Origin of the sequence: Serratia sp. Res13-Sevr-LER1-36-b (genome assembly GCF_015673035.1) — a bacterium.
GTDB classification, from domain to species: domain Bacteria; phylum Pseudomonadota; class Gammaproteobacteria; order Enterobacterales; family Enterobacteriaceae; genus Chania; species Chania fonticola_C.
The window spans coordinates 1-21,564 of record NZ_JADACK010000003.1 but is presented as its reverse complement, the minus strand read 5'-3'; the positions used below and the strand labels follow the sequence as shown (position 1 = coordinate 21,564).

Annotated in this window: 19 protein-coding genes; 14 read left to right on the top strand and 5 right to left on the bottom strand. The window is 51.0% G+C overall.

The window, feature by feature from the left end:
• Window positions 1–35: 35 nt before the first annotated feature.
• From IMQ33_RS00905 to IMQ33_RS00875, 7 genes are all read left to right on the top strand, one after another.
• Entirely contained in the window at window positions 36–704 is a 669-nt protein-coding gene (locus IMQ33_RS00905) for a hypothetical protein (protein ID WP_196061422.1), read from the top strand.
• 115 nt (window positions 705–819) lie between these two features.
• Window positions 820–3,303, top strand: coding sequence for a fimbrial biogenesis outer membrane usher protein (locus IMQ33_RS00900; protein WP_065686868.1), 2,484 nt, complete (start codon window positions 820–822; stop codon window positions 3,301–3,303).
• Window positions 3,293–4,936: a hypothetical protein gene (locus IMQ33_RS00895; protein WP_196061421.1), complete on the top strand. Its 1,644-nt coding sequence runs from the start codon at window positions 3,293–3,295 to the stop codon at window positions 4,934–4,936. Before IMQ33_RS00900 ends, IMQ33_RS00895 begins: the two co-directional genes overlap by 11 nt.
• 10 nt (window positions 4,937–4,946) lie before the next feature.
• Window positions 4,947–5,606 (top strand): fimbria/pilus periplasmic chaperone, encoded by a 660-nt coding sequence (locus IMQ33_RS00890; protein ID WP_065686870.1) that lies wholly within the window; start codon window positions 4,947–4,949, stop codon window positions 5,604–5,606.
• Window positions 5,607–5,706: 100 nt separating this feature from the next.
• Window positions 5,707–6,372, top strand: coding sequence for a LuxR C-terminal-related transcriptional regulator (locus IMQ33_RS00885; RefSeq protein WP_230326617.1), 666 nt, complete (start codon window positions 5,707–5,709; stop codon window positions 6,370–6,372).
• Window positions 6,373–6,790: 418 nt separating this feature from the next.
• The gene (locus IMQ33_RS00880) at window positions 6,791–7,279 is read left to right on the top strand and encodes a hypothetical protein (protein WP_024527536.1); all 489 of its coding nucleotides are present in this window, start codon (window positions 6,791–6,793) and stop codon (window positions 7,277–7,279) included.
• 89 nt (window positions 7,280–7,368) lie between these two features.
• A complete protein-coding gene (locus IMQ33_RS00875; RefSeq protein ID WP_196061398.1) occupies window positions 7,369–9,462 on the top strand; it encodes a fimbria/pilus outer membrane usher protein in 2,094 nt (697 codons plus the stop codon).
• A gap of 92 nt (window positions 9,463–9,554) precedes the next feature.
• Here IMQ33_RS00875 and IMQ33_RS00870 read toward each other — a convergent pair whose 3' ends face one another.
• Together IMQ33_RS00870 and IMQ33_RS00865 are read right to left on the bottom strand one after the other, a co-directional pair.
• On the bottom strand, window positions 9,555–11,021 hold the full coding sequence (locus IMQ33_RS00870; RefSeq protein ID WP_065686873.1) for a HAMP domain-containing sensor histidine kinase: 1,467 nt from the start codon (window positions 11,019–11,021) through the stop codon (window positions 9,555–9,557).
• 3 nt (window positions 11,022–11,024) lie between these two features.
• Complete coding sequence (locus tag IMQ33_RS00865) at window positions 11,025–11,738, bottom strand: response regulator transcription factor (protein ID WP_065686874.1); 714 nt, start codon at window positions 11,736–11,738, stop codon at window positions 11,025–11,027.
• A 150-nt stretch (window positions 11,739–11,888) separates the two neighbouring features.
• On the opposite strand from IMQ33_RS00865, the gene IMQ33_RS00860 reads away from it, so the two are divergent.
• From IMQ33_RS00860 to IMQ33_RS00850, 3 genes are read left to right on the top strand one after another with little or no spacing between them, the layout of a single operon-like run.
• Window positions 11,889–12,488: a cytochrome b/b6 domain-containing protein gene (locus IMQ33_RS00860; RefSeq protein ID WP_196061397.1), complete on the top strand. Its 600-nt coding sequence runs from the start codon at window positions 11,889–11,891 to the stop codon at window positions 12,486–12,488.
• Between the two features lie 10 nt (window positions 12,489–12,498).
• On the top strand, window positions 12,499–13,287 hold the full coding sequence (locus IMQ33_RS00855) for a molybdopterin-dependent oxidoreductase (protein ID WP_024484535.1): 789 nt from the start codon (window positions 12,499–12,501) through the stop codon (window positions 13,285–13,287).
• Between the two features lie 60 nt (window positions 13,288–13,347).
• Window positions 13,348–13,608 carry a pentapeptide MXKDX repeat protein gene (locus tag IMQ33_RS00850; RefSeq protein ID WP_196061396.1) on the top strand — a complete coding sequence of 87 codons (261 nt, stop codon included), beginning with the start codon at window positions 13,348–13,350 and terminating at the stop codon, window positions 13,606–13,608.
• Window positions 13,609–13,684: 76 nt separating this feature from the next.
• On the opposite strand, the gene IMQ33_RS00845 is transcribed toward IMQ33_RS00850, so the two are convergent.
• Window positions 13,685–14,275: a LuxR family transcriptional regulator gene (locus IMQ33_RS00845; protein WP_098928013.1), complete on the bottom strand. Its 591-nt coding sequence runs from the start codon at window positions 14,273–14,275 to the stop codon at window positions 13,685–13,687.
• Between the two features lie 21 nt (window positions 14,276–14,296).
• Complete coding sequence (locus IMQ33_RS00840) at window positions 14,297–15,013, bottom strand: EAL domain-containing protein (protein WP_161711774.1); 717 nt, start codon at window positions 15,011–15,013, stop codon at window positions 14,297–14,299.
• Window positions 15,014–15,484: 471 nt separating this feature from the next.
• Between IMQ33_RS00840 and IMQ33_RS00835 the strand changes: the two genes are divergently transcribed.
• The 4 genes from IMQ33_RS00835 to IMQ33_RS00820 all read left to right on the top strand — a co-directional run bounded on the left by IMQ33_RS00835 (window position 15,485) and on the right by IMQ33_RS00820 (window position 20,604).
• Entirely contained in the window at window positions 15,485–16,042 is a 558-nt protein-coding gene (locus IMQ33_RS00835) for a fimbrial protein (protein WP_037412058.1), read from the top strand.
• A gap of 169 nt (window positions 16,043–16,211) precedes the next feature.
• Window positions 16,212–16,943 (top strand): molecular chaperone, encoded by a 732-nt coding sequence (locus IMQ33_RS00830; protein ID WP_161711775.1) that lies wholly within the window; start codon window positions 16,212–16,214, stop codon window positions 16,941–16,943.
• Window positions 16,944–17,017: 74 nt separating this feature from the next.
• A complete protein-coding gene (locus tag IMQ33_RS00825) occupies window positions 17,018–19,576 on the top strand; it encodes a fimbria/pilus outer membrane usher protein (protein ID WP_196061395.1) in 2,559 nt (852 codons plus the stop codon).
• Window positions 19,573–20,604 carry a fimbrial protein gene (locus IMQ33_RS00820; RefSeq protein WP_196061394.1) on the top strand — a complete coding sequence of 344 codons (1,032 nt, stop codon included), beginning with the start codon at window positions 19,573–19,575 and terminating at the stop codon, window positions 20,602–20,604. The genes IMQ33_RS00825 and IMQ33_RS00820 overlap by 4 nt, the downstream gene beginning before the upstream one ends.
• Before the next feature lie 98 nt (window positions 20,605–20,702).
• On the opposite strand, the gene IMQ33_RS00815 is transcribed toward IMQ33_RS00820, so the two are convergent.
• Window positions 20,703–21,146, bottom strand: coding sequence for a helix-turn-helix domain-containing protein (locus IMQ33_RS00815; RefSeq protein WP_065686882.1), 444 nt, complete (start codon window positions 21,144–21,146; stop codon window positions 20,703–20,705).
• Window positions 21,147–21,564: the final 418 nt, after the last annotated feature.

The window sequence follows — 21,564 nt, the reverse complement described above, 5'->3', positions numbered from 1 at the left end:
CTGTTTTTGTCAGCTAAAGAGTTTGGAATACCGCTATGAATCGTTTCTATTTTTCTATTCCCCTGTTGCTTTCCCTATGCCATAGCGCCTTTGCGCTGGATGTTGGCGCGGTCAGTTCCTTTATGCCCAGTAATAGCGCGACGCTAAGTAAAGAAATTAAAAATACGACGGATAGCGGCCGCCTGGTGAATATAAAAATAGAAAGGATTTCCGACCCGACGGAATCCGGCGTGGTGATCCCGATGGCGAAGAAGGACGAAATGCTGTTGTCACCGGCCAGCCTGATGATGCCAGCTAACGCCAGGGACGTGATCCGTTTTTATTATAAGGGCCCAGAAGATAACCAAGAGCGCTATTACCGGATTGTCTGGTTCGATCAGGCATTAACGGATGCGGGGCAGAATACCGCCAAACGCAATGGCGTGGCCACCACCTCGGCGCGTATTGGCACCATTTTAGTGGTTACGCCACGCCAGGTTAATTTTAATCATCAGTTTGCCAAAAACAAAGTCACCAATACCGGCAATGCCACTTTCAAAATGGTGGCCTACGGCCCCTGCAAGAATAAGAAAGAAGGCAGCAACTGCAAAGAAAACTATTTTGTTATGCCAGGTAAAGATCGTGGCCTGTCCAAAGTAGATATCAATGATAAGAAAAGCCACGTTGCGCTTTGGTATGGAGAGCAATTTATTCAAGTCAAATAACACCAAGTTGGACTGCCACGGGATGTTGCAGTAAAGGGATGCATAATAGTTCAAGGAGTTAGACGTGAAACTAGCACTGGATAGTGCATTACTCAAGATATCAGTAGCGGTAGGGATGAGCGTTATCCCGGCCGTGATGATCCCTGGGCAGTCGGCTCTTGCCGCCGGGTTAACCCAAATTGATGGCGTGTTGATCCCCCAGACTTTCAGCATGGCATTGCGTGAGGGGATGAGCATCCCGTTATTGCTGCATTTTGAACAAAACAGCACCCTGAAAGACGATCAACGCATTGGGCGCGCATTGTTGGTGCTTGATGATAACCATCTAAAAATTAGCGAAATTACCCTGGAAGATAACGAGGGTGGCGCACAACTGACCGCCGCGATCACCAAGCAGCTCAATGCACTCAATGACGCCAACTTTGACGATAAGCAACGCATTACGCTGTCGGATGATGCCTGGCTGGCGCTGGATTTCCGCCAGTTGAACCTGCAATTGGTGGTGAAGCAATCGGCCCTGGGGACGGTATTGCGTGAGCGCGCCAGCGATATTGGTGCGTCGAGTGTTGATCAGATAAGCAGCACGCTGGCCTATAACCTGGGCGTTTACGACAACCGCACCAAAGCCAGTGAAGGTTTTACCTCCAGTTATTTATCACTGAATAACGTCACCTCTCTGCGTGAGCATCATGTGGAAGTGAACGGTTCTGTCTATGGGATTGGCAGCAGCAACCAGGATTCGACGCTGTATAAGGTGATGTATGAGCGTGACTTCGCTGGCCGACGCTTTGCCGCAGGCATGCTCGACAGTTGGAACCTGCAATCGCTGGGCCCAGTGACCACCATCAATTCGAGCAAAATCTACGGCATGTCCTATGGTAGCCGGGCCAATTCGACGGTGTTTGATAATACCCAGTCGTTAACGCCGATTGTTGCCTTCTTCCCTTCGGCGGGTGAGGTTCACCTGTCGCGTGATGGCCGCCTGCTCAGCGTACAGAATTTCGCCATGGGTAACCATGAAGTGGATACCGGCACGCTGCCTTTTGGTATTTACGATGTGCAGGTTGAGGTGATCGTCAATGGTCAGGTGATTAACCGCCGTATGCAGCGGGTTAACAAACTCTATAGTCCGCTGCACGCCGCGGGTGCGCCGATGTTCTGGCAGTATTGGGGCGGCATGGTGCGTATGGATGAGTGGCGTGGCGACAACGATCGTTTCGCTGAGGCTAAAGATAGCTACCTGTTGGGGGCTTCAGCCTCTGGCAACCTGTCTCGCTTCAACTGGGCGCTGTCCGGTTATTCTCTGGACAGCACCTCGGTGGCGGAAGGCCGTTTAAGCATACCCATCATTGATTCAGTGCAGGTTAGCACGCAGAGTATGGTGGCCACCGACCGATCCTGGACGCTGATCAACACCGTGAGCGCCACGCTGCCCGGCGGTTTCAGTACGCTGTGGGCCAACGAAGAAAAAACGGTGATCGGCGATAAACTGCGCCAAAACGATGCCCATAACCGGGCGATCGGTGGCTCGCTGAACTTGGGGGCGATTGTGCCTCATCTCGGCACGCTCAGCGTCAGTTATAACGATGACAAGAAAAATAGCAGCCATTACTACAACGTGGATTACTACCAGAATCTGTTCACCGGCCGTTACGGCACGCTGGGCATACGTGCCGGGGTACAGCGATACAATAATGGCCACTCCGGCGGCAATACCGGTAAGTACATTGCGCTCGATTTCTCCTTGCCGCTGGGCAACTGGTTCAGTGCCGGGGTTTCTAACCAGAACGGCTACACCACGGCCAATATTGCGGCGCGTAAAGAGATTGCCGATGGGCCGATCCGTACCGTGGGGGCCAATATGTCGCGCGCCATCTCCGGGGACACCAACGGTGATAACAGCTTTAACGGCGGTGCCTACGCTCGTTTTGACACCAAGTATTCTACCGGCACCGTCAACGTTAGCAGCTCCGCAGACGGCTATGTGAATACCAGCCTGACCGCTAACGGCAGCGTCGGTTGGCAGGGGCGTCATATCGCGGCAAGTGGGCGTAATGAAGGTAACTCAGGGATCATTATCAATACCGGCCTGGAAAATGAAGGCATGCTGACCGCGCGCGTGGATGGCCGCGTCGTCAAGTTGACCGGAGACAAGAACTATCTGCCACTGTCTCCTTATGGCCAGTATGTCGTGGAGTTGATGAACAACAAAAACTCGGCGGAAAGCTTCGACATCGTCACCAACCGTAAGAACAGCCTGACGCTGTACCCGGGCAACGTGGCGGTCATCGAACCGCAAATCAAACAGATGGTCACGGTATTTGGCCGCATCAAGGCCGAGGACGGTACGCTGCTGGCCAACGCCAATATCAACAACCATATCGGGCGTACCCGTACGGATGAAAAAGGGGAGTTCGTGATGGATGTGGATAAGAAATTCCCGGTAATCGATTTTACCTACCGTCATAATCAAAGCTGTGAGGTGGCACTGGACCTGAGTAAGGCACAGGGTGCGGTCTGGGTCGGCGACGTGGTTTGCCGCGGCTTGAAGTCCTACGCCAAAGTGGGCCAACCAGGAGATATGAGCAATGAAGGCTAATAGCATACGTTTGGCGTTGTTGATCGGCGGCCTGCTGAGCATCACCCCGGCGCAGGCGGTGAATCCGACCAATCTTGGAGACGCCGCCACGATGAAGTTTGTCTTTGTTGAGAACAATGCGGACGATAACTTCTTTGTGACCCCGGCAGGGGGGCTCGAGCCACGTCTGACCGGTGCCAATAAATGGACCGGCCTGAAATACGGTGGTTCTGGCACCATTTATCAACAGAGCCTGGGCTACGTCGACAATGGTTTCAACTATGGTCTGATAGCCAACTGGCGTTACGATATGTGGCTGGAAAATGCGCCGATCAAAAATCCATTCCTTGGCCTGCGCTGTATCAACTGGTATGCCGGTTGCAATATGGATACCAGTCTGATCCTGCCAGATACCACCGATGAAAAAGGGTTCTATGGGGCGGTTGTTACTCCCGGGGGACAAAAATGGATGCACGGCATGATGTCACCGAGTTTTTATCAGTACCTCAGGCAGATGGGGGCTGGTGAGTCATTCAGCATGCAAATCAACGGCTGTCAGACTTCTGCGGTCTACAGTGCCAGCAGTGGCCAACGCTGCAAGGATCAAAGCTCAGGCACCTGGTATCGACGTACCGTCACCCATGCCAAGGCGGCACACCTGCGTTTTATCAATACCAATGCGGTATCGGAAGTGTTCGTCAACAGTGATGGGATACCGATCATCGGTGAAGGTAATGCGGACTGCCGCAACCAAACTGTCGGTGCCCGCAGCGGTATCATGTGCAAGATGGTCAGCTACGATCTGCAAACGGATGGCAGCGTCAGTAACACCTCGATCCATATTTTTCCGTCGATCAACCATGCTGCACTGTCATCGGCGGTTAATGCGGCCGATCTGCAATTCAGTTTGAATGGCAACAGTTGGAAAAATACCTCGGGCACCGGCAGCTACTATACGTTTAACGAGTTGAAGAGCAGCAATGCCGTTTACGTGTTTTTTGCCAGTAATTTCTTCAAACAGATGGTCAAGCTGGGGATCACCGACGGAGGTACGCGCGATCTGATTAACTTCCGTTTCCAGAACACCACCTCGCCAGAATCGGGCTGGTATGAGTTCTCGACCTCTAACCAACTGATCATCAAGCCTCGTGATTTCAGCATCAGCATTATCTCCGAGGATTTCGATAACAACCCGCACCGGGAAGGCTATGTTGGCCCCTCAGAGCCACCATTGGAGTTTGGCTATATTGTGACCACCAGCGCCAAGACCAATGCCGATCAGGTCAGGGTAATGGCGAGCGGCCCAACGCAGTCACTGGGAGGGATCAACTACTGTATTTTCTCCTCGCCGGACAATACCACGAAGGTTCCATTCCCGGCCCAGCTTAGTATCACCACCAGCACGGGGACGGAGCAGGTGTTTGATGCAGGTTGTGACAGCCAGTGGCACGATATGACCAACGCTCTGTGGAGCAGTACCCCATGGAACGATATTTCTGGTGACGTGGGGGTGATGAACAAGACCAAGGTCAAGTTCAGGATCCCGATGAGCGCGCCGATCTCGCTGAAAACGGTGGAAGGTAATGCCTGGTATGGCGATGTGCATGCCGCCGGTGAAATTCACGTTGAGGCAACCTGGCGCAATATCAATTAAAGGGGGTAATGTGAAAACTCTGCTGCTATGGCTAATATTCCTGCCCTTTACCGCCGGGGCGATCAACGTGGGTACCATGACGTTTGCGATGGATCAGGATCAGTCCTTTGTCGCCAAGCGGGTGTTGAACAATAACGCCAGCGCCCGGTTTTATCAGGTTTCCATTCGTGCCATCGATCGGCCAGGGGAGCAAGAGGTGCGAACCCGCCCGGCAGAGGGTGAATTGCTGTTTGCTCCCAAGCAACTGACGCTGCGGGCAGGGCAGGGGGAATATTACAAGTTCTATTACCATGGGCCGAAGGATAATAAAGAACGTTATTATCGTGTCTCATTTCGCGAGGTACCGACTAACCTGCTGACCACCGGGCAGAGCAACAAAGCCGGTGCCAACCTGGAGCCGATCGTGGTAATGGATACCATTCTGGTGGTCAGACCGCGTGTCACCCAGTTTGACTACCAGCTTGACAAGCAGCGCGGTACGCTCAAAAACACCGGTAATACCTTTTTTAAGTTTCTGTTGAAACCCGGCTGTGAAAGCACCGACGAAGAGGGGATCACCGAGTATTTACGCCCTGGGGATACGCTGTCGCATCCGGGTATCAAACTGCAAGGTCAGAAATTTATTATTTATAGCGATAAGTTTATCAACGTGGATAAAAGTTGTATTTAATCGGCTAGTTTTTATTTTATTGACCGTTCGGCAAGGAACGCTGGTTTCAGGTGGTTTTTATAAACTAAAAAATATAATATTTTCAATGGGATAATTAATTATGCATGCCTTATATAACGAGACTTTTATTCTCTTTGAACCCCATCCTTTGGTGAATATCGGCCTGCAGGCATTGATTGACCCGAATAATAAAAAAATCAGCAGTCTAAGTAGACTGAGGGATATTGTCTCGTCACTCAATGATAATGAACAGCAAACGGTTATTATGGAGCTCTACCATCATACCGAAGACATTTATCAGGTAGTGCGATTCGTGTTGACCTTCGGTACGCTTTGGCCAAAGGCATCCTTGGTGGTTTTCACCGATATCATCAACCCGGATATTTTGTCGCTGCTTGCAACGCAAAAACACCTCTCACTAGTGGCCAAGCGCGATAGTGTGAATTATTTGCTGGCAGCCATTTCGGCGGCCCATCCCACTGCCAGTTATCGTAGCCCAGCGATGCGGCAACTGTTGTTGCAGGAACAGCGCCCATTATCCGGCTGTGAATGGCGCATTCTGGGATTGATGGTTGCTGGAGCCAATGCGCAGCATGCCGCTCAGGTTATCGGGCGCAGTTATAAGACCGTCTGCACTCATAAGCTGAATATTATGCGCAAGCTGGGGCTGAATCAGGTTGGCTTTATGCAGCTGCTGTTGGCGTTCAGAACCCGTTACTGGGATGAAACTGCCATTTCGGGCATACATCCAGCTCCACCTCACTGAGAGAGAAGGGTTTTTTCTGAGGTTATGCCCGCTGTGCTAGTTCAAACAATTCCTCTGTCAATCGGCCTGGCTTAAATCAGTGCAGATCGCCTTTATTCTGGGTTTGTTCTTAATTTCAGGCTGTTTCTTAATGATATATATATATGTCACTTGTAAGCAAACCAGGTCGCTGTTTTACATTACAATTGGTTATAAAACGATCGGTCTTGGTGTTATTAATAGCATGATAATATTATCATTTCTAGTATTTATTTGAGAATTAACTGGCTATATTAAAGAATTTCTCATGAAAGATCTGAAAGTAAAACATTTCAGCTGAATTTTATTGTCTTAATAAATGCTATAAATTAAGGTCCTTCTGCCTTTAAGAACGGCGTATTCATGTTTTTAATTAATTATTCTAGAAGGATCTATATAGATGAATAAAAGCAAAATTGGGCTTTTGATGCTCGGGACTCTGGCGTTCTCTGCGAATGCTTTTGCTGGTATCAGCAGCCAAGAGCAAAATATGCGTAATGAAGTCACCAAGTGCGTCAGTGATATCCAGTCATATGGCAATGATCCTCGGGATAAATCACCTCTGTGGGTTATTTATGGCACCCGCGGTGGTGCGCATAAATATTGCGGTTCCGTTGCCGCTAAAACCAGAACTGCAATCACCCCAGGGTACAACCAGCAAGAGGCTTGGGAAGCAGAGTGGCAGGATCTCTTTGCAGAATATAGCGCCATTCCTAAGGCAGATGCCAACCAACCCAATACCCTGAAATTGGTTAAAAAGCTTCGTGATCTTGCCGCAGCAAACAAATTGGATGGGCGCCATGCTCAGTCCAAACTTTATGTTTATCGTGCTATGATGCGTGAGCTTGATAAATTGGATGCGATCCTGCCTTCTGTCGAAGGTAAGTAACCTGTTCTAATTAAATAATAATGCACCGGCATATTTAATTATGACTGCCGGTGCATTTTTACACATCCCATAATTTCCATTCGCACTATATGAATAAAAATTTATTCGCTTTCCCTATTCTATTAATGGCAGCCTGGTTTGCCAATGCAGGGGAGTATTTTTATATCTCCCAAGGGGAGCGGGATATAGGCCATATAGAATTGGACATGGCGGACGACGGTTTTCCATGTTTTGATAGACAAAAGCTTATAGAATGGGAAATCCTTTCATCAGCAAACATGAGTGAAGTACAAGGGTCCGGCTGTATCAAAGTTAAAGATCTTTATCCATTAAACATTACCGTTACCTTAATTGATAAGGTGAATTTTCTCATTTTTACATTTTTGGAGTCGACGGAGGTCAAGGCCGATCCTCGCCTGGCTATCGAGTATAGAGATGAGGGTATTCCAGCTATCCTGATAAACTATGATGTTAACTATAAAAAATATCAGGGCGAGCGTTATGTCAGGAGGAAAAGAAAAGATAACTTAGTCGTTGAGTTAGAGTCTGGCATCAACTATCAACACTGGCGGTTAAGATCATGGCAGTTTCATGATAATGAGGATATGCCTCAGCAACGGATAAGGTTTTCCGATCTCTATGCTGAAAGAGATATCCCCGTGATAAACTCTCGCCTGCATTTTGGTGAGGGCTATAATAATACTTTCTATCTGGATCCCTTTCCCTATCGCGGGATAAAATTGTCCTCGGACGATAATATGTTTCCTTCGTCACAGGGGCCGGCGTTGCCTTGGGTGTACGGTGTGGCCACCAGTGATGCTGAAGTTGAGATCCGGCAGAACGGCAAATCGGTTTACCGCACGATGGTTCAAGCCGGGGATTTCGTGCTGAGAAATATCAAACTGTTTGACAAATCGGGTTCTATTACCATGACGGTGAGAGAAAGCGATGGTAGCATCATTTATTATGACGTGCCCTGGAGTCGACTGGACAATATCCTGGATGAGAACATGTGGAAATATGATGTCTCATTCGGCAAGTTTATGAGTAGTGAGCGCATGGAAGAGACTAACCCCATTTTCTTTCAGGGTGGTGCGGGATATGGCCTCACTGCACAAAGCTCTTTATTTGGTGGCGCGTTGGTATCGCAAAATTACTATAGCCACTCACTAGGTATTGGTCAACGACTCAAACAATTCGGTGATATTACCTTTAATCATCAGTACAGCAGTATAACATCGGCAGAGCAGGGCAAGGTAAACGGTGAGAAGTTGCGTTTACACTATGTGGCTAATTTCAACAAGGCGAATGCCAGCATCAGGTTAAATGGCGAGTATTATCTACAGCCTCATTTTAATGATTTCAATAGTTACTCCTATAATGCTAAAACAGATTATTATTGCTGTGATTACTATAAAAAAGAATATGGTTTTGATTTTTCGGTAAGTGCATTGCTCGGCTCATCACAGAGCTTATCGTTAAATATTAACCAGGAAAAATACAAAGAAGATCAAGGCAAGCGGACGTTCTACTCACTGAAGTTTATGCAAAACACCGTCAACGTATCCTATGATCTTGACCTGTCATACTATCAATATCCTACGCAAAAAAATGAAATGCTGTTTGGTATTACCTTCAGGATCCCCTTGAAGAGCATGGGGATTGATAACACCAGCCTGAATCTGGGATACAGCTATAATCCCTACGATCACTATCAAACTGAGCTTGGCGTGAGCGGTAGACATTTAAATAACAACCTTAACTATCGGGTGGCTAGCCGCAAGGGCAAACAGAGCAAGGCAAGTTATCAGGCGAATGCCAATTACCGTTATGCTGCGGGTGAATCGGCTATCAGATACCAGTCTGGAACAAACTATGCGCTTTACTCGGCGAACAGCTCAGGTTCATGGATTGCCCATCAGGCGGGGATCACCTTAGGGCCAACGTTAGGTGACACTAACGCACTGGTTTATAGCAAAAAGCATCCTAATGCGACGATCCCTGAGCAAGTTGATGTGGTTACCGACAGCCGCGGTTATGCCATTATCCCCAATCTCATTCCCTATCAGGTCAACGTGGTCAATGATGAGATAGGTCAAGAGAGGGAGTTTGGTGAGCCAGCCAATGAAGTCGTTAAAGTGCCGACATTAGGCGCCTTATCCTATTATGAGTTGCTCAATTAAATCGCTGTGCCGAAGAGGGCAACAGGTGGCAATCATACAGGACGCTGATACGCCCTAAGCCCTTCCCTGGGGACTGGTTGTCGGTACTTTAGTTAAAGTACCGACACGGAGAAACGAAAGCAGGCTCCAGCATGCTGCTGATCCACCAGCGTAATGTCACTGTCGTGTAACTGCAGAATGCGTTTGACAATCATCAGCCCCAACCCCCCCGCATTGCGGCGGGCATGGTTGAGAATTGACGGGCGGATAAACAGATCTGGGCGCAGCTCCAAGGGAATGCCTGGCCCGCTGTCATTGACCTGTACCATCACCTTATTACCCTGTGGCCACAGGCGTATTTCGATCTCTCCTCCGCTTGGCGTATGGCGGATCGCGTTATCGAGCAGGTTGGTCAGCACCCGTTCCATCATGCTCAAATCGGCAAACACCTGGGGGATGCCCGGCTGAATATCGGCAAGCAGGCGCTGCTGGCGAGCCTCGGCGGCCAATTCGAACTTCTGGAATACGTCCTGCACCAACTCACTGAGGGAGAACGGTTCTTTCTGAGGTTTCACTACGCCGTACTCCAGCCTGGCCAGCTCAAATAGCTCTTGCGCCAGCCGCCCGACTTTGCGGCTCTGCGCCAGAGCGATCTCCAGATAGCGTTGACGGTCGGTGGGGGTCAGGCTGGCGGATTTCACCGACAGCGTTTCCAGATAACCATGCAGCGAGGTCAATGGAGTACGCAGATCGTGAGAGATATTGGCGATAAACTCGCGCCGTTGCTGGTCCTGTTGCGACAGGGTTTGCCACTGTTCGGTAATGCGCTGTGCCATACGGCGGAATGCCTGCTGCAACTGGCTGACCTCATCACGGCTGTGACTCTCCGCAGGGGTATTGGCATAGGTTTGCAGTGCTGCGATGCCGTCGTTATCCAGCGCACTAACCTGCTGGGTCAAACGGCGAATCGGGCGTGTCACCCAGTGGAAGGCAAAGCCACCAGCCAGCAGCCCGAACAGCGCCACCAGCCCCATCGACCACAGCGCGGTATAAATGGCAGAGTTGATCTGGGCGCTATTGGCCAGCGCATCATAATCCTCCCCCAGCAGCACTACGTAGAGATAGCCTTCAATCTCACCATTTACCCGCAGCGGCGCGGCGCTGAAGACTTTTTGGTTATTGAGATTACGCGGGTCGTCACCATAGAGGGGCATTTCGGCCCCGTTCAACAATGTCTGTATCGGCAACAGATCGACCTTTTGGCGCTTCATGTGCCCGGCAGGTGCCGCGTTGCCGACGATATTGCCTTCTTTATCCAGCAGATAAACCTCAACGCTCGGATTAACCGCCATCAGTTTATCGAACAGGGTATGCACCGACCGATCGTTCCAACCCTGTGAACTCAACAGTGGGTTACTGGTGGCGATATGCTGCGCCAGATTGGTGGAAAGCCGTTGGATCACCGCCTGGCTATATTGCGTGCTGCTGCGCACCTGTAACCAACCGGAGATCGAACAGCAGATGAGCAGCAGCAGGGCGAAAACCAGGGTCAGGCGTTGTGTCAGCGTGAGATTTTTCATCATTTACCCTTGCGGCGAAGCCGCGAATTTATAGCCCATGCCCCACACGGTAAGGATGTGCTCGGGTTCTGCCGGGTTGCGCTCAATTTTGATCCGTAGCCGGTTAATGTGGGTATTCACCGTGTGTTCATACCCTTCATGTTGATAGCCCCAGACCTGATTGAGCAGGCTGAGGCGTGAAAATACTTTGCCGGGGTGGCGGGCGAAAAAATACAGCAGGTCGAACTCGCGCGGTGTCAGTTCCACCGGTTGCTGGTTTAGAAGAACTTCGCGGGCGATGGGATCGATCACCAGCCCGTTCATGCTTAACGTTCCCGCCTCCATCCGAAGGTTACGGGTCATCGCCTCCTGGCGGCGGAACAGGGCTTTGACGCGGGCGACCAGCTCCAGCATGGAAAAGGGTTTGGCCAAATAGTCGTCTGCACCCAGTTCCAACCCGAGTACCCGGTGGACTTCACTAGAGCGGGCGCTGGTGATAATGATTGGCGTATAGCGCGTCATATTGCGGGCGCGGCGGCAGATTTCCAGGCCATCGATGCCCGGCAGCATCAGATCGAGGATCAGCGCGTCCCAACCTCCTTGTTCCAGCATTGCCATGCCCAGATTGCCATCGGCCGCGTGGCTGATGTCATAGCCCTCATCGCGCAGATGCAGTTGCAACAGTTCGGCGATATGGCCGTCGTCTTCGACGATCAAAATTCGTTTTGCCTTTTCCATTTTCTCTACCGCAGTTAACTGGTCTACCTGAAGTCTACACAACCCCCACCTTGGAAGTGATCACATTTTATTTAACTTTGCGTGAGGTCTTGGGGAACAAATCCGTTGAATACTGCTGACATCGAACCGAGACGGGGCAGGAGAGAAGCGATGATCACGGCGAAACAGACCCTTATCCACCCGCTGTGGCTAAGGCTGACACATTGGCTGAACGCATTTGCCATGCTGATTATGGTCACCAGCGGTTGGCGCATTTATAACGCTTCCCCGTTGTTTAACTTTAGTTTTATCAACGAGCTGACGCTAGGCGGTTGGCTGGGGGGCGCGCTGCAATGGCATTTTGCCGGTATGTGGCTGTTTGGCATCAACGGCCTGTGCTATCTGCTGATCAACCTGCTCAGTGGCCGCTTTAAACGCCAATTCTGGCCGCTCAGCCCCAGGCAGTTTGCGGCCGATCTATGGGCCGCACTGCGCGGCAAGTTGTCACACGCCGATCTGCGCCATTACAACATGGTGCAGCGTGTGGCCTATCTGGTAGCCATCGTGGTCAGCGTCCTGATGTTGCTTTCTGGGCTGGTGTTGTGGAAGTCGGTGCAGTTTCCCCTGCTACGTACCCTGCTTGGGGGCTACGACGCGGCCCGCTATGTGCACTTTTTTGCCATGACGGCGCTGGTTGGCTTCGTGGTGATCCATCTGGTGATGGTGGCCCTGGTGCCACGTACGTTGCTGGCCATGTTGCGTGGACGCTAAGGAGACACCGATGAAAATGGAAAAACCCCCTCTCAGCCTGAGCGAAGGCCAGGATATCGTTAAAGAGGCGCAACGCCTGCTAGCACGCCAGTTGGCATCGTCGTCTCGCCGCCGTTTTCTGCGCAATGGTTTGACCCTGGGGGGCGTGGCGATGCTGACCGGCTGCGATCTCAGCGATAACGCTCAGGTAGATCAGGCCTTGAGCCGCATCTCACGCTTTAACGATCGGGTTCAGGGCTGGCTGTTCAATGCCAATCATCTGGCACCAGAGTATGCCGAATCGATGATCACTCGGCCATTCCCGTTCAATGCTTTCTATAGCGAGGATCAGGCGCCGGATATCAATGGTGATGACTATCGGCTGGAAGTGGCGGGGTTGGTGCTGCACAAGCAGCCCTGGACGTTGGCACAACTGCATCAGATGACGCAAATCAGCCAGATCACAAGGCACATCTGTGTGGAAGGCTGGAGCGCCATAGGCAAATGGGGTGGGGTACCGTTTGCCACCTTCCTGAAGGCGATTGGCGCGGATCTGAACGCCCGCTATATCGGCTTTAAATGTGCTGATGACTATTACACCAGCATCGATATGGCCACGGCGTTGCATCCGCAAACGCTGATGGCGCTGACCTACGACGGGCAGATTTTACCGCGTAAATACGGCTATCCGATGAAACTGCGGATGCCCACCAAGCTGGGTTACAAGAATCCCAAACATATTCAAGTGATCGAAGTCACCAACCACTTTCCCGGCGGTTACTGGGAAGACCAAGGATACAACTGGTTTGGCGGTAGTTGATTGCCGCCGGTGCAGTTTCATGGCACGACGCGTGCCGATTAACCAAGAAAAGGAAATACCATGAAAAAGTTATTTGCCATGATGATGTGTAGCGCACTGATGCTGGGTATCACCGGAGCCAATGCGGCCGATAGCATGGGCAAGGACGCGATGAAAAAGGACGGTATGAGCCAGATGTCCCACGATGGGATGGCTAAACAAGGCATGAAAAAAGAGTGTATGGAGAAAGACTGCGTGAAGACGGACTCTATGGCCAAAGACAGCATGAAAAAGGACTCTATGGCTAAAGATGGCATGAAGAAAGATGCAATGAGTCAGTAAAGGTGCCGATGACCGCCAATTTTCCGGTCTCTGGAACGGCGAGGGGCGTGCTCAATCGCAGAGTCTGCCCCTTTGCTCAATTGTCGGTGACGAAAATAGTGCTCATATTTCGCAGACGTAATTTCTTCAATGCACTGTATTTCTGTGAAAAAATAGTTTTCGGATGGGTGCCACGCTTGGCCGCAATGTTCAGTAGACTATCGCCGCGCAACAGGTTGAAAATCACATCGCTTTCTGCCGGGCTGAGCTCGCGGGTCTTCTGCACCTTCAATTGCCCTGACTCTTCGCTCGCCAGCAGGTTTTCCACTTTTTCCTCTAGTAAATAAAGCGGCATGCGAGCCGATACCAGTTCTACCGAGATCCCCAGGATCGCCAACAGCTTGGCCACCCGCTCATCATCATAAAACACCAGAATACGCGTTGAACTCATGTGTTGCTGATGCACAGACACCAGGCTTTCGATCACGTTGACACTTTGCTCCAGATTTTGCGAGGTGAAAATCAACGCAATATCATGCTTGATAATTTTCTCCGCCTTTGCGCCACCGTGCATAAAGTCCGAAAACAGCTTGATATCGTACTTGCCATAATGCTTTTTCAACAGCATGGAAAGCCCGACATAGCTGTACTTACACTCACTAATTACCAGGACATTGTTTTTAGACATATTGGGGATACCCATAATGAGTTAAAAGTATTCAGCAGCAAGCAGCAGATTTAAATCTTTGATGCTGGACTCCTGCCACAGCTTCCCCTGAAGTGCATAATAGGGCATTTCGTCCAGCCACTTTTTTTGTTCGTGTGTTTCAACCCCTTCAATAATCACCCGGTAATGATTCAGGTGAAAAAAGCGTAACAAGGCGCGCATCAAACCTTCTCCGCCGGGCTTTTTCATAAAGTCCCACAACAGCTGTCGATCGAGTTTAACGAAACGGAAACGGCTGTTATACAAGGCAGAAAACCCGGCATAGCCAGAACCAAAATCATCAAGCCAAAATGAATAGTTATTCAGAGAGGGGTCGTTATGGACGCGATTTTTTACCAGCCTGCTGGCGTTTTCGTTGATTTCGAAATGCAGGCAATTCATCGCGCGGATTTTATCGGCCAACGCGCCGTTCGCCAGCGCCTGTAGCGAATGGTCGTCGACATTGATGGTGGCAATGATCTGGTGTTGTTGAAACCAGTCACGGTATTTTTCTATCAATTCAATTTGTTGATGCAGGATCTCGACGCGGGTTTCCCGATCGGCCTGCTGGAAGAATTGTTCTGGAGAGAAATGCGCAAATTCGCTATCAAAAGAGAAACGCGATAAACATTCAACGGCCAGCAGTTGCCCTGATTTGGCGAACATAGGCTGGAAAACATAATTAATGCCGTTATTTTTATCGTTAAAAACGCTGCGCATTCCTCAATCCTTTGATTGAAATTTATCTGTATGATTTTAAACAATAAACAAAGAAATAAATGGCTGTTTATTGGTAAAAATCTTATTAAAGAAAGAATCATCTTACCTGGTGGTAAATTCCTCTAAAAGATTGAAATTTCAGAGGGAACACGGTGGCGCTCAAGATGGCTGAAAGCGCAATAACAGAGTTATATTCTGGTTTTTCGGCGTTTTATCGATTTTTTTGACCGACAAACTTGACGAATTAAGATTATTACGAACTGGGTAAATCGTCAACATCGATCGATAGGTATTTGTTGATAGTTTTTTCCTATCATGAGGGGCGTTATGAATGTTTTAAACGATTTATCAATGAGAATGTTCTTGGACTATATTTCGCCGGGCAATGGATTCATCGGGCTTCATTCCTGACAGGGAGTAGCATCGTTGAATGTACTTAACGGATGTATTAATTCACCGAGAGTCGAAAATATGAAAATCTCTAAGCTGTCTGCTGTATTAGCACTGACTGTATGCGCCACCGCCATTCCTTCTCTTTCAGCACAGGCTGCCGATGGTACTATTACTTTCAACGGTAAAGTGACCGACCAGACCTGTACTATCAGCACCCCGGGTGGTAAAGATTTTACCGTTACTCTGCCAACCGTATCTTCTTCTACTCTGAATGCGGTTAGCGCTACTGCAGGTCGTACTCCATTCGCCATTAACCTGACCAAATGCTCTAAAGGCCAGGTAGCAACCTATTTCGAACCAGGTTCAACCGTTGATTTCAAAACGGGTCGTTTGAATAACCAAACAAAAACCAATGCTGCGACCAACGTGCAAATCCAACTGCTGGGTAGCAACAACCAGTTCCTGCCAATTCTGGCTGCTACCAACAACGGCGCACAGGCTAACTCCCAGTGGGTTACCGTGGCCAATGAAGGTGATTCAGCTGACCTGAACTACTACGCTGAATATTTCGCAACCGCAGCGGCGGGTGCTGGTGATGTGACCTCAAACGTACAATACACCATCATCTACCAATAAATTATTACCCGTCCCTTTACTAATTAAATGTTGCTTCCTCCCTGTGACCTTTCGGGGCGAATAGTTTCGCCCTGATAGCCTCTAATTGCAGGGAGTGAAAATCATCGGGTATCTATTCTGGCGGGTGGAAACTTTTCCCCCGCTGTATTTCTATAGTAGTGATATTAAAATGAAAACATCGTTTAAGAAATACAGCGTATTGCTGATGGCCGTGCTTTTCAGCAGCAGCGCTTTTGCCAGCGTTATTGTGAACGGTACACGCGTTATTTATCCGGCCAAACAGCGGGAAGTGACCGTCCAACTATCCAATAATGGGACCGCCCCAGCGCTGGTCCAGGCCTGGATCGATGAGGGCAACGCGGAAACGACGCCAGAAAACAGCAAGGCTCCTTTTATTATTTCGCCTCCGATCAGCCGCATTGAGCCAAACGGCGGCCAGGCGCTGCGCGTTTCGCTGACCACTACGGCGTTGACGCAAGACAAAGAATCGTTGTTCTGGTTGAACGTGCTGGAAATTCCCCCTGCACCAACCGGAACGGCCGCCGACACCACGCCAGAAAACTTCCTGCAGGTGGCCTTCAGAACCCGTGTGAAGTTGTTCTATCGCCCGCAAGGCCTGAGCGGCGTAGCCAATGACGCGCCAGAAAAACTGCAGTGGAGCTTCGTGGCGGGCGGTGTGAAAGTGAAAAATCCCACGCCGTTTTATGTCTCCTTCACCGAAATCAATGCCGTTGCCAATCGCAAGAAAGTCACGTTGGCACCGCACGGCGACATGCTGGCACCTGGCCAGGAAAAAACGCTGGCCTTTTCCGGTGACAGTTCACGGATCGCTGATATTGAGTACACCACCATCAATGACTTTGGCGGCCGGGTTCAACGCAGCAAAAATCAGCAAAAGTAACTCCTGGAAAGCCCCATGCCGCGATGTGAAGTCAGCCGACGGGGACGCTTAATTTGGTAAAGGAATGCATGGATATGAACGAGTTACCTATCTCTGCCGCCGTCAAGTCGGCACTTTTCAATTACAGATCCATCCTGCTGTTGACCGGAAGTGCCCTTTGCCTGACCACCCCGGCATTTTCGCTGGCAGCGGCTCAACGCGATGTCAACCAGGCTACTGCACCGGTTGAAGCCACTTTCAACAGCAATTTTCTGGTTGGCCAGGCACAAGGCGTGGATCTTTCGCGCTTTCGTGATGGTAACCCGGTATTGGCGGGGAAATATTCTCTGGATGTTTACGTCAATGGGGAATGGAAGGGCAAAAAGAACATTGAATTCAAGAGTGTGCCGGGTAAAGACAGTGCCGATACCTGCTTTAGCCTGCTGTCTCTGGAAGAGTTTGGCGTCGATACGGCGGCAATGGGCAGCGATCCTGCGGTGACGACCAGCAGCTGTAAGCCGCTGGGGGAATGGGTGCCCGAAGCGTCTTACCGCCTCAATACCAGCACCTTGCGTATGGATGTCAGCGTTCCCCAGGTCGCGCTGCGCCGTACCGCACGCGGTTATGTCGATCCGAAATTCTGGGATCGCGGCATCACCGCGGGCTTTCTGTCCTATAACTTCAACGCTTTTAATTCGCACAGCTCCAATTCCGGTGGGAATTCGGATTCGACCAACGCTTATCTGACGATGAACGCCGGGGTGAATATTGCCGGTTGGCAGTTGCGCCATGACTCGAATGTGAACTGGCGTAGTCAGGAAAGCACCCATTGGCAGAACACGGCCACCTATGCGCAGCGTGCCATTCCGGGTGTGCGCGGCATGCTGACCTTGGGGGATGCGTTTACCAGCGGGGACTTCTTTGATTCGATCGGTTTTCGCGGGGCGCAACTGAGTACCGACGATCGCATGCTGCCGGATTCCCTTAACGGCTATGCACCCGTAGTGCGCGGTGTGGCACAAAGCAACGCCTTGGTGGAAGTTCGCCAGAACAACCAGTTGATCTATCAAACCACGGTAGCGCCGGGCGAGTTCGTGATTAACGATCTGTTCCCGACCGGCTACGGCGGCGATCTGGACGTTACGGTCAATGAGGCCGATGGTTCCGTGCGCCAGTTCAGCGTTCCCTATGCTTCGGTGGCACAGATGTTGCGCCCGGGGATCCAGCGCTATGCGTTAACCGCAGGCCAAGTTCGCGATGATAATTTACATACCTTGCCCGAGATGTTCCAGGCGACTTATCAGCGCGGGTTTACCAATATTCTGACTGGTTACACCGGGGCGACCGTGAGTGACGGTTACAGCGCGGTGCTGCTGGGGAGTGCAGTGGCAACACCGTTGGGGGCTTTTGCCGTCGACGTGACTCAGGCTAACACCCGCCTGAAACAGGGGGATCTGTCCGGCCAGAGCTACAAGATCAGCTACAGCAAGCTGATGTCGGAAACCAACACCAACTTCACCATTGCGGCTTACCGCTACTCGACTTCCGGCTATCTGTCACTGCGTGATGCGGTGTATGCCCGTGATAACGAGAGCCGGGGCTTAAGTGCCGATGCGGTTAACCGCCAGCGCAGTGAATATCAGCTCACGCTGAATCAGGGCCTGGGTGCCAATCTGGGATCGCTGTATATTACCGGTTCGGTGCGCGATTACTGGAACCGTGGCGGTACCTCCAAACAGTATCAGGTGGGTTACAACAACTTCATCGGCCGAGTTACCTACGGTTTGTCCGCCATGCGTACTACCGATACTTATAACCACGATGAAACCCGTTACTTCCTGAACTTCTCGATCCCGTTCAACATTGGCTCGCAAAACATCAGCCTGAACAGCGCATTGGCCTACAACGACCAAGGCTACGACAGCAGCCGCATCGGGATTAACGGTTCCACCGGGGAGGATAACAACATCAGCTACAGTGCCACCTTGGCTAACGATCAAAGCGGCGGGACCAACACCAGTGTGAATGGGGAATACCGTAGTCGTTTCGCCACCATGAACGGTTCTTACAGCTATGGCCGTGATTTCCGCCAGTCGTCCATCGGGGCTTCCGGCAGTGTGGTGGCACATGCCGGTGGCGTGACCATGACGCCTCAGCGTGGCCAAACCATGGTGCTGGTTGAAGCGCCGGATGCCGCAGGGGCAATCGTCACCAACTCTCCTGGGGTGCGAATCGATGACAACGGCTATGCGGTGGTGCCTTATGTTGCCCCATACCGCATGACCAACGTCACGCTGGATCCTAACGGCATGTCACGCGATGTCGAGTTGGAAAGCAGCAGCCAGCAGGTAGCGCCTTATGCCGGTGCGATTGCCAAGCTGGAGTTCAAGACCATCAAAGGCCAGGCGCTGATTATCCATGCGTTGGGCCCGAACAACACGGCATTACCTTTTGGTGCCGAAGTATTGGATACCCGTAACCAAGTGATCGGTATCGTCGGCCAAGGCAGCCGCATCTATCTGCGTACCGAAGCGTTACAGGGGCTGCTGTTGGTGAAATGGGGTACTCAGCCGACACAACAGTGTTCCGTGAATTACCAAGCCAAAACACAAAACAGCACTGATTACGAAATTATCGAGGCGAGCTGCAAATGATCAACGTTATCCATAAATTCACCGCCATGCGCCAGCGCCCTAAACAAGTCATGCTGTTTTTGTTACTGATGTTGGCCGGGCAACAGGCATATGCTCAATGTCGGGTTAACACGACCAGGCCGCAGGACATCATTATGAACGTCGGCAGGGTATTGATTACGCCGGATACCAAGGTGGGCGATATCCTGGCCACCGGCAAGTTCGATATCAGCCGGGATAACAATATTTCTTGCAGCGGTAATAGCACGTTGTATGGTCGCATTTTACAAGGCGGCCCGAGCTCCATCAGCGACAAAATCTGGACCACCAACGTGCCGGGGGTGGGGTTGCGGCTTTATCGCCAGATCGGCTCGCAGGAAGGTGCCTATTACCCGCACGAGATCTACCGTAACGGCGGGGTGTATCTGGCTGAGGGGTATTTTGTGGTTGAGGTGATCAAAATTGCCCAGAATACCGGTACCGGCTCGTTAGCCCCCGGGCAGTATTCTTCTTACTATGCGGATGGGACGGGTCCTGCAAGACCGATCCTGATCTCCCACGTATTGGCGAACAGTATCACCATTGTCACCTCGTCCTGTTCGGTGGACGCCGGTTCGAAAAACAAGGTGATCAACCTGAGTACGGTGGCTACTGCGGCGTTTAAAGGCGTGGGCAGTACCGCCGCAGAGCAGGACTTTTCGATTAACATCAACTGTGTGGGTGGTACGGGGACGGAACTGTTACCTGGCGGCACAGGGGAGGGGCTGGTTAACGTACGTTTTGACTATACTCGCGATGCCTCGAATGCACCGGGCGTACTCCAGCCGGTACAGGATAGCAATGCCGCCAGCGGCGTCGGTGTCCAACTGCTGACCGGCAATAACTCAACGCCAATCACTAGCGGCACGGCGGTGTATGCCGGGCATACTATTGCCAACCAGACCAATACCATCACTTTGCCGCTCAAGGCGCGTTACTACCAGACCGCAGCGAAAATGAAGGGCGGCACCATCAAATCGATTGCCACCTTTACCCTCGAATATAACTGATAAAACATCACTCATTCAATGGGGTGAGGTGCTGCTGCGCCCGTTTAGCGGGAGCTGAAAAGGCCAATGGGTTTATACACCCGTTGGCCTTTTTGCTTTTAACGCTGGCCGACCCAGTGAGTGCAGCCTTCGTCTACGCATTGGCGCTTGTACAGTGAATGCAGGCTCGGTGTGCCGTGCCGATAGCTGTGCTCTGAGGAGAGGGCCACTTCATCTTGCTGCGGCGTGCGGCGATAGACCGCTGGCGTTTCACCAAACTGCTTTTTAAAGGCCCGGGAAAATGAAGGCTGGGAATCAAAATGGAACTGCAGGGCAATATCCAGAATTGGGCGAGGGGTAGCGCGTAGTGCCTGTGCGGCCTTGGACAAACGGCGCTCGCGGATATAGCTGCCGAGCGCATGGCCTGTGGTACTGCGGAACATACGTTGCAGATGCCATTTGGAGTAGCCAGATTTTGCTGCCACGTTATCCAGCAGCAGCGGTTGATCCAGGTGGTTTTCGATCCAGTTCAGCAAGTCGTGAATGATATTGGCGCGATCCATTGGTTTAATTCTCCTGCAGCGACGACATTCGGGTCACAGTCAAATGGGACTTAATAATCCAAGTTTATTCTTTGATAATAGGCGCGCATGGGCGGTTACGCAAGGGTAAACTTGGATAATTGACGTGGCGAAAAATGCTCCGCCAGGGGTAGGGGTTTAGCTTCTCCTCGACCCAAAGGGTGAGGGAGTTGCCCTGTGTCTCTGATGAGGCCGTGCTGTTCCGGAACGTGATGAGAAAGATAGATGGGTGATGTATTACGCAGAAAAATCAGCGAACTCGATTGGTCCCCTCTCCTTTTGGGAGAGGGAGTTGCCCTGCGTCTCTGATGAGGCCGTGCTGTTCCGGAACGTGATGAGAAAGATAGATGGGTGATGTATTGCGCAGAATAATCAGCGAACTCGATCGGTCCCTCTCCTT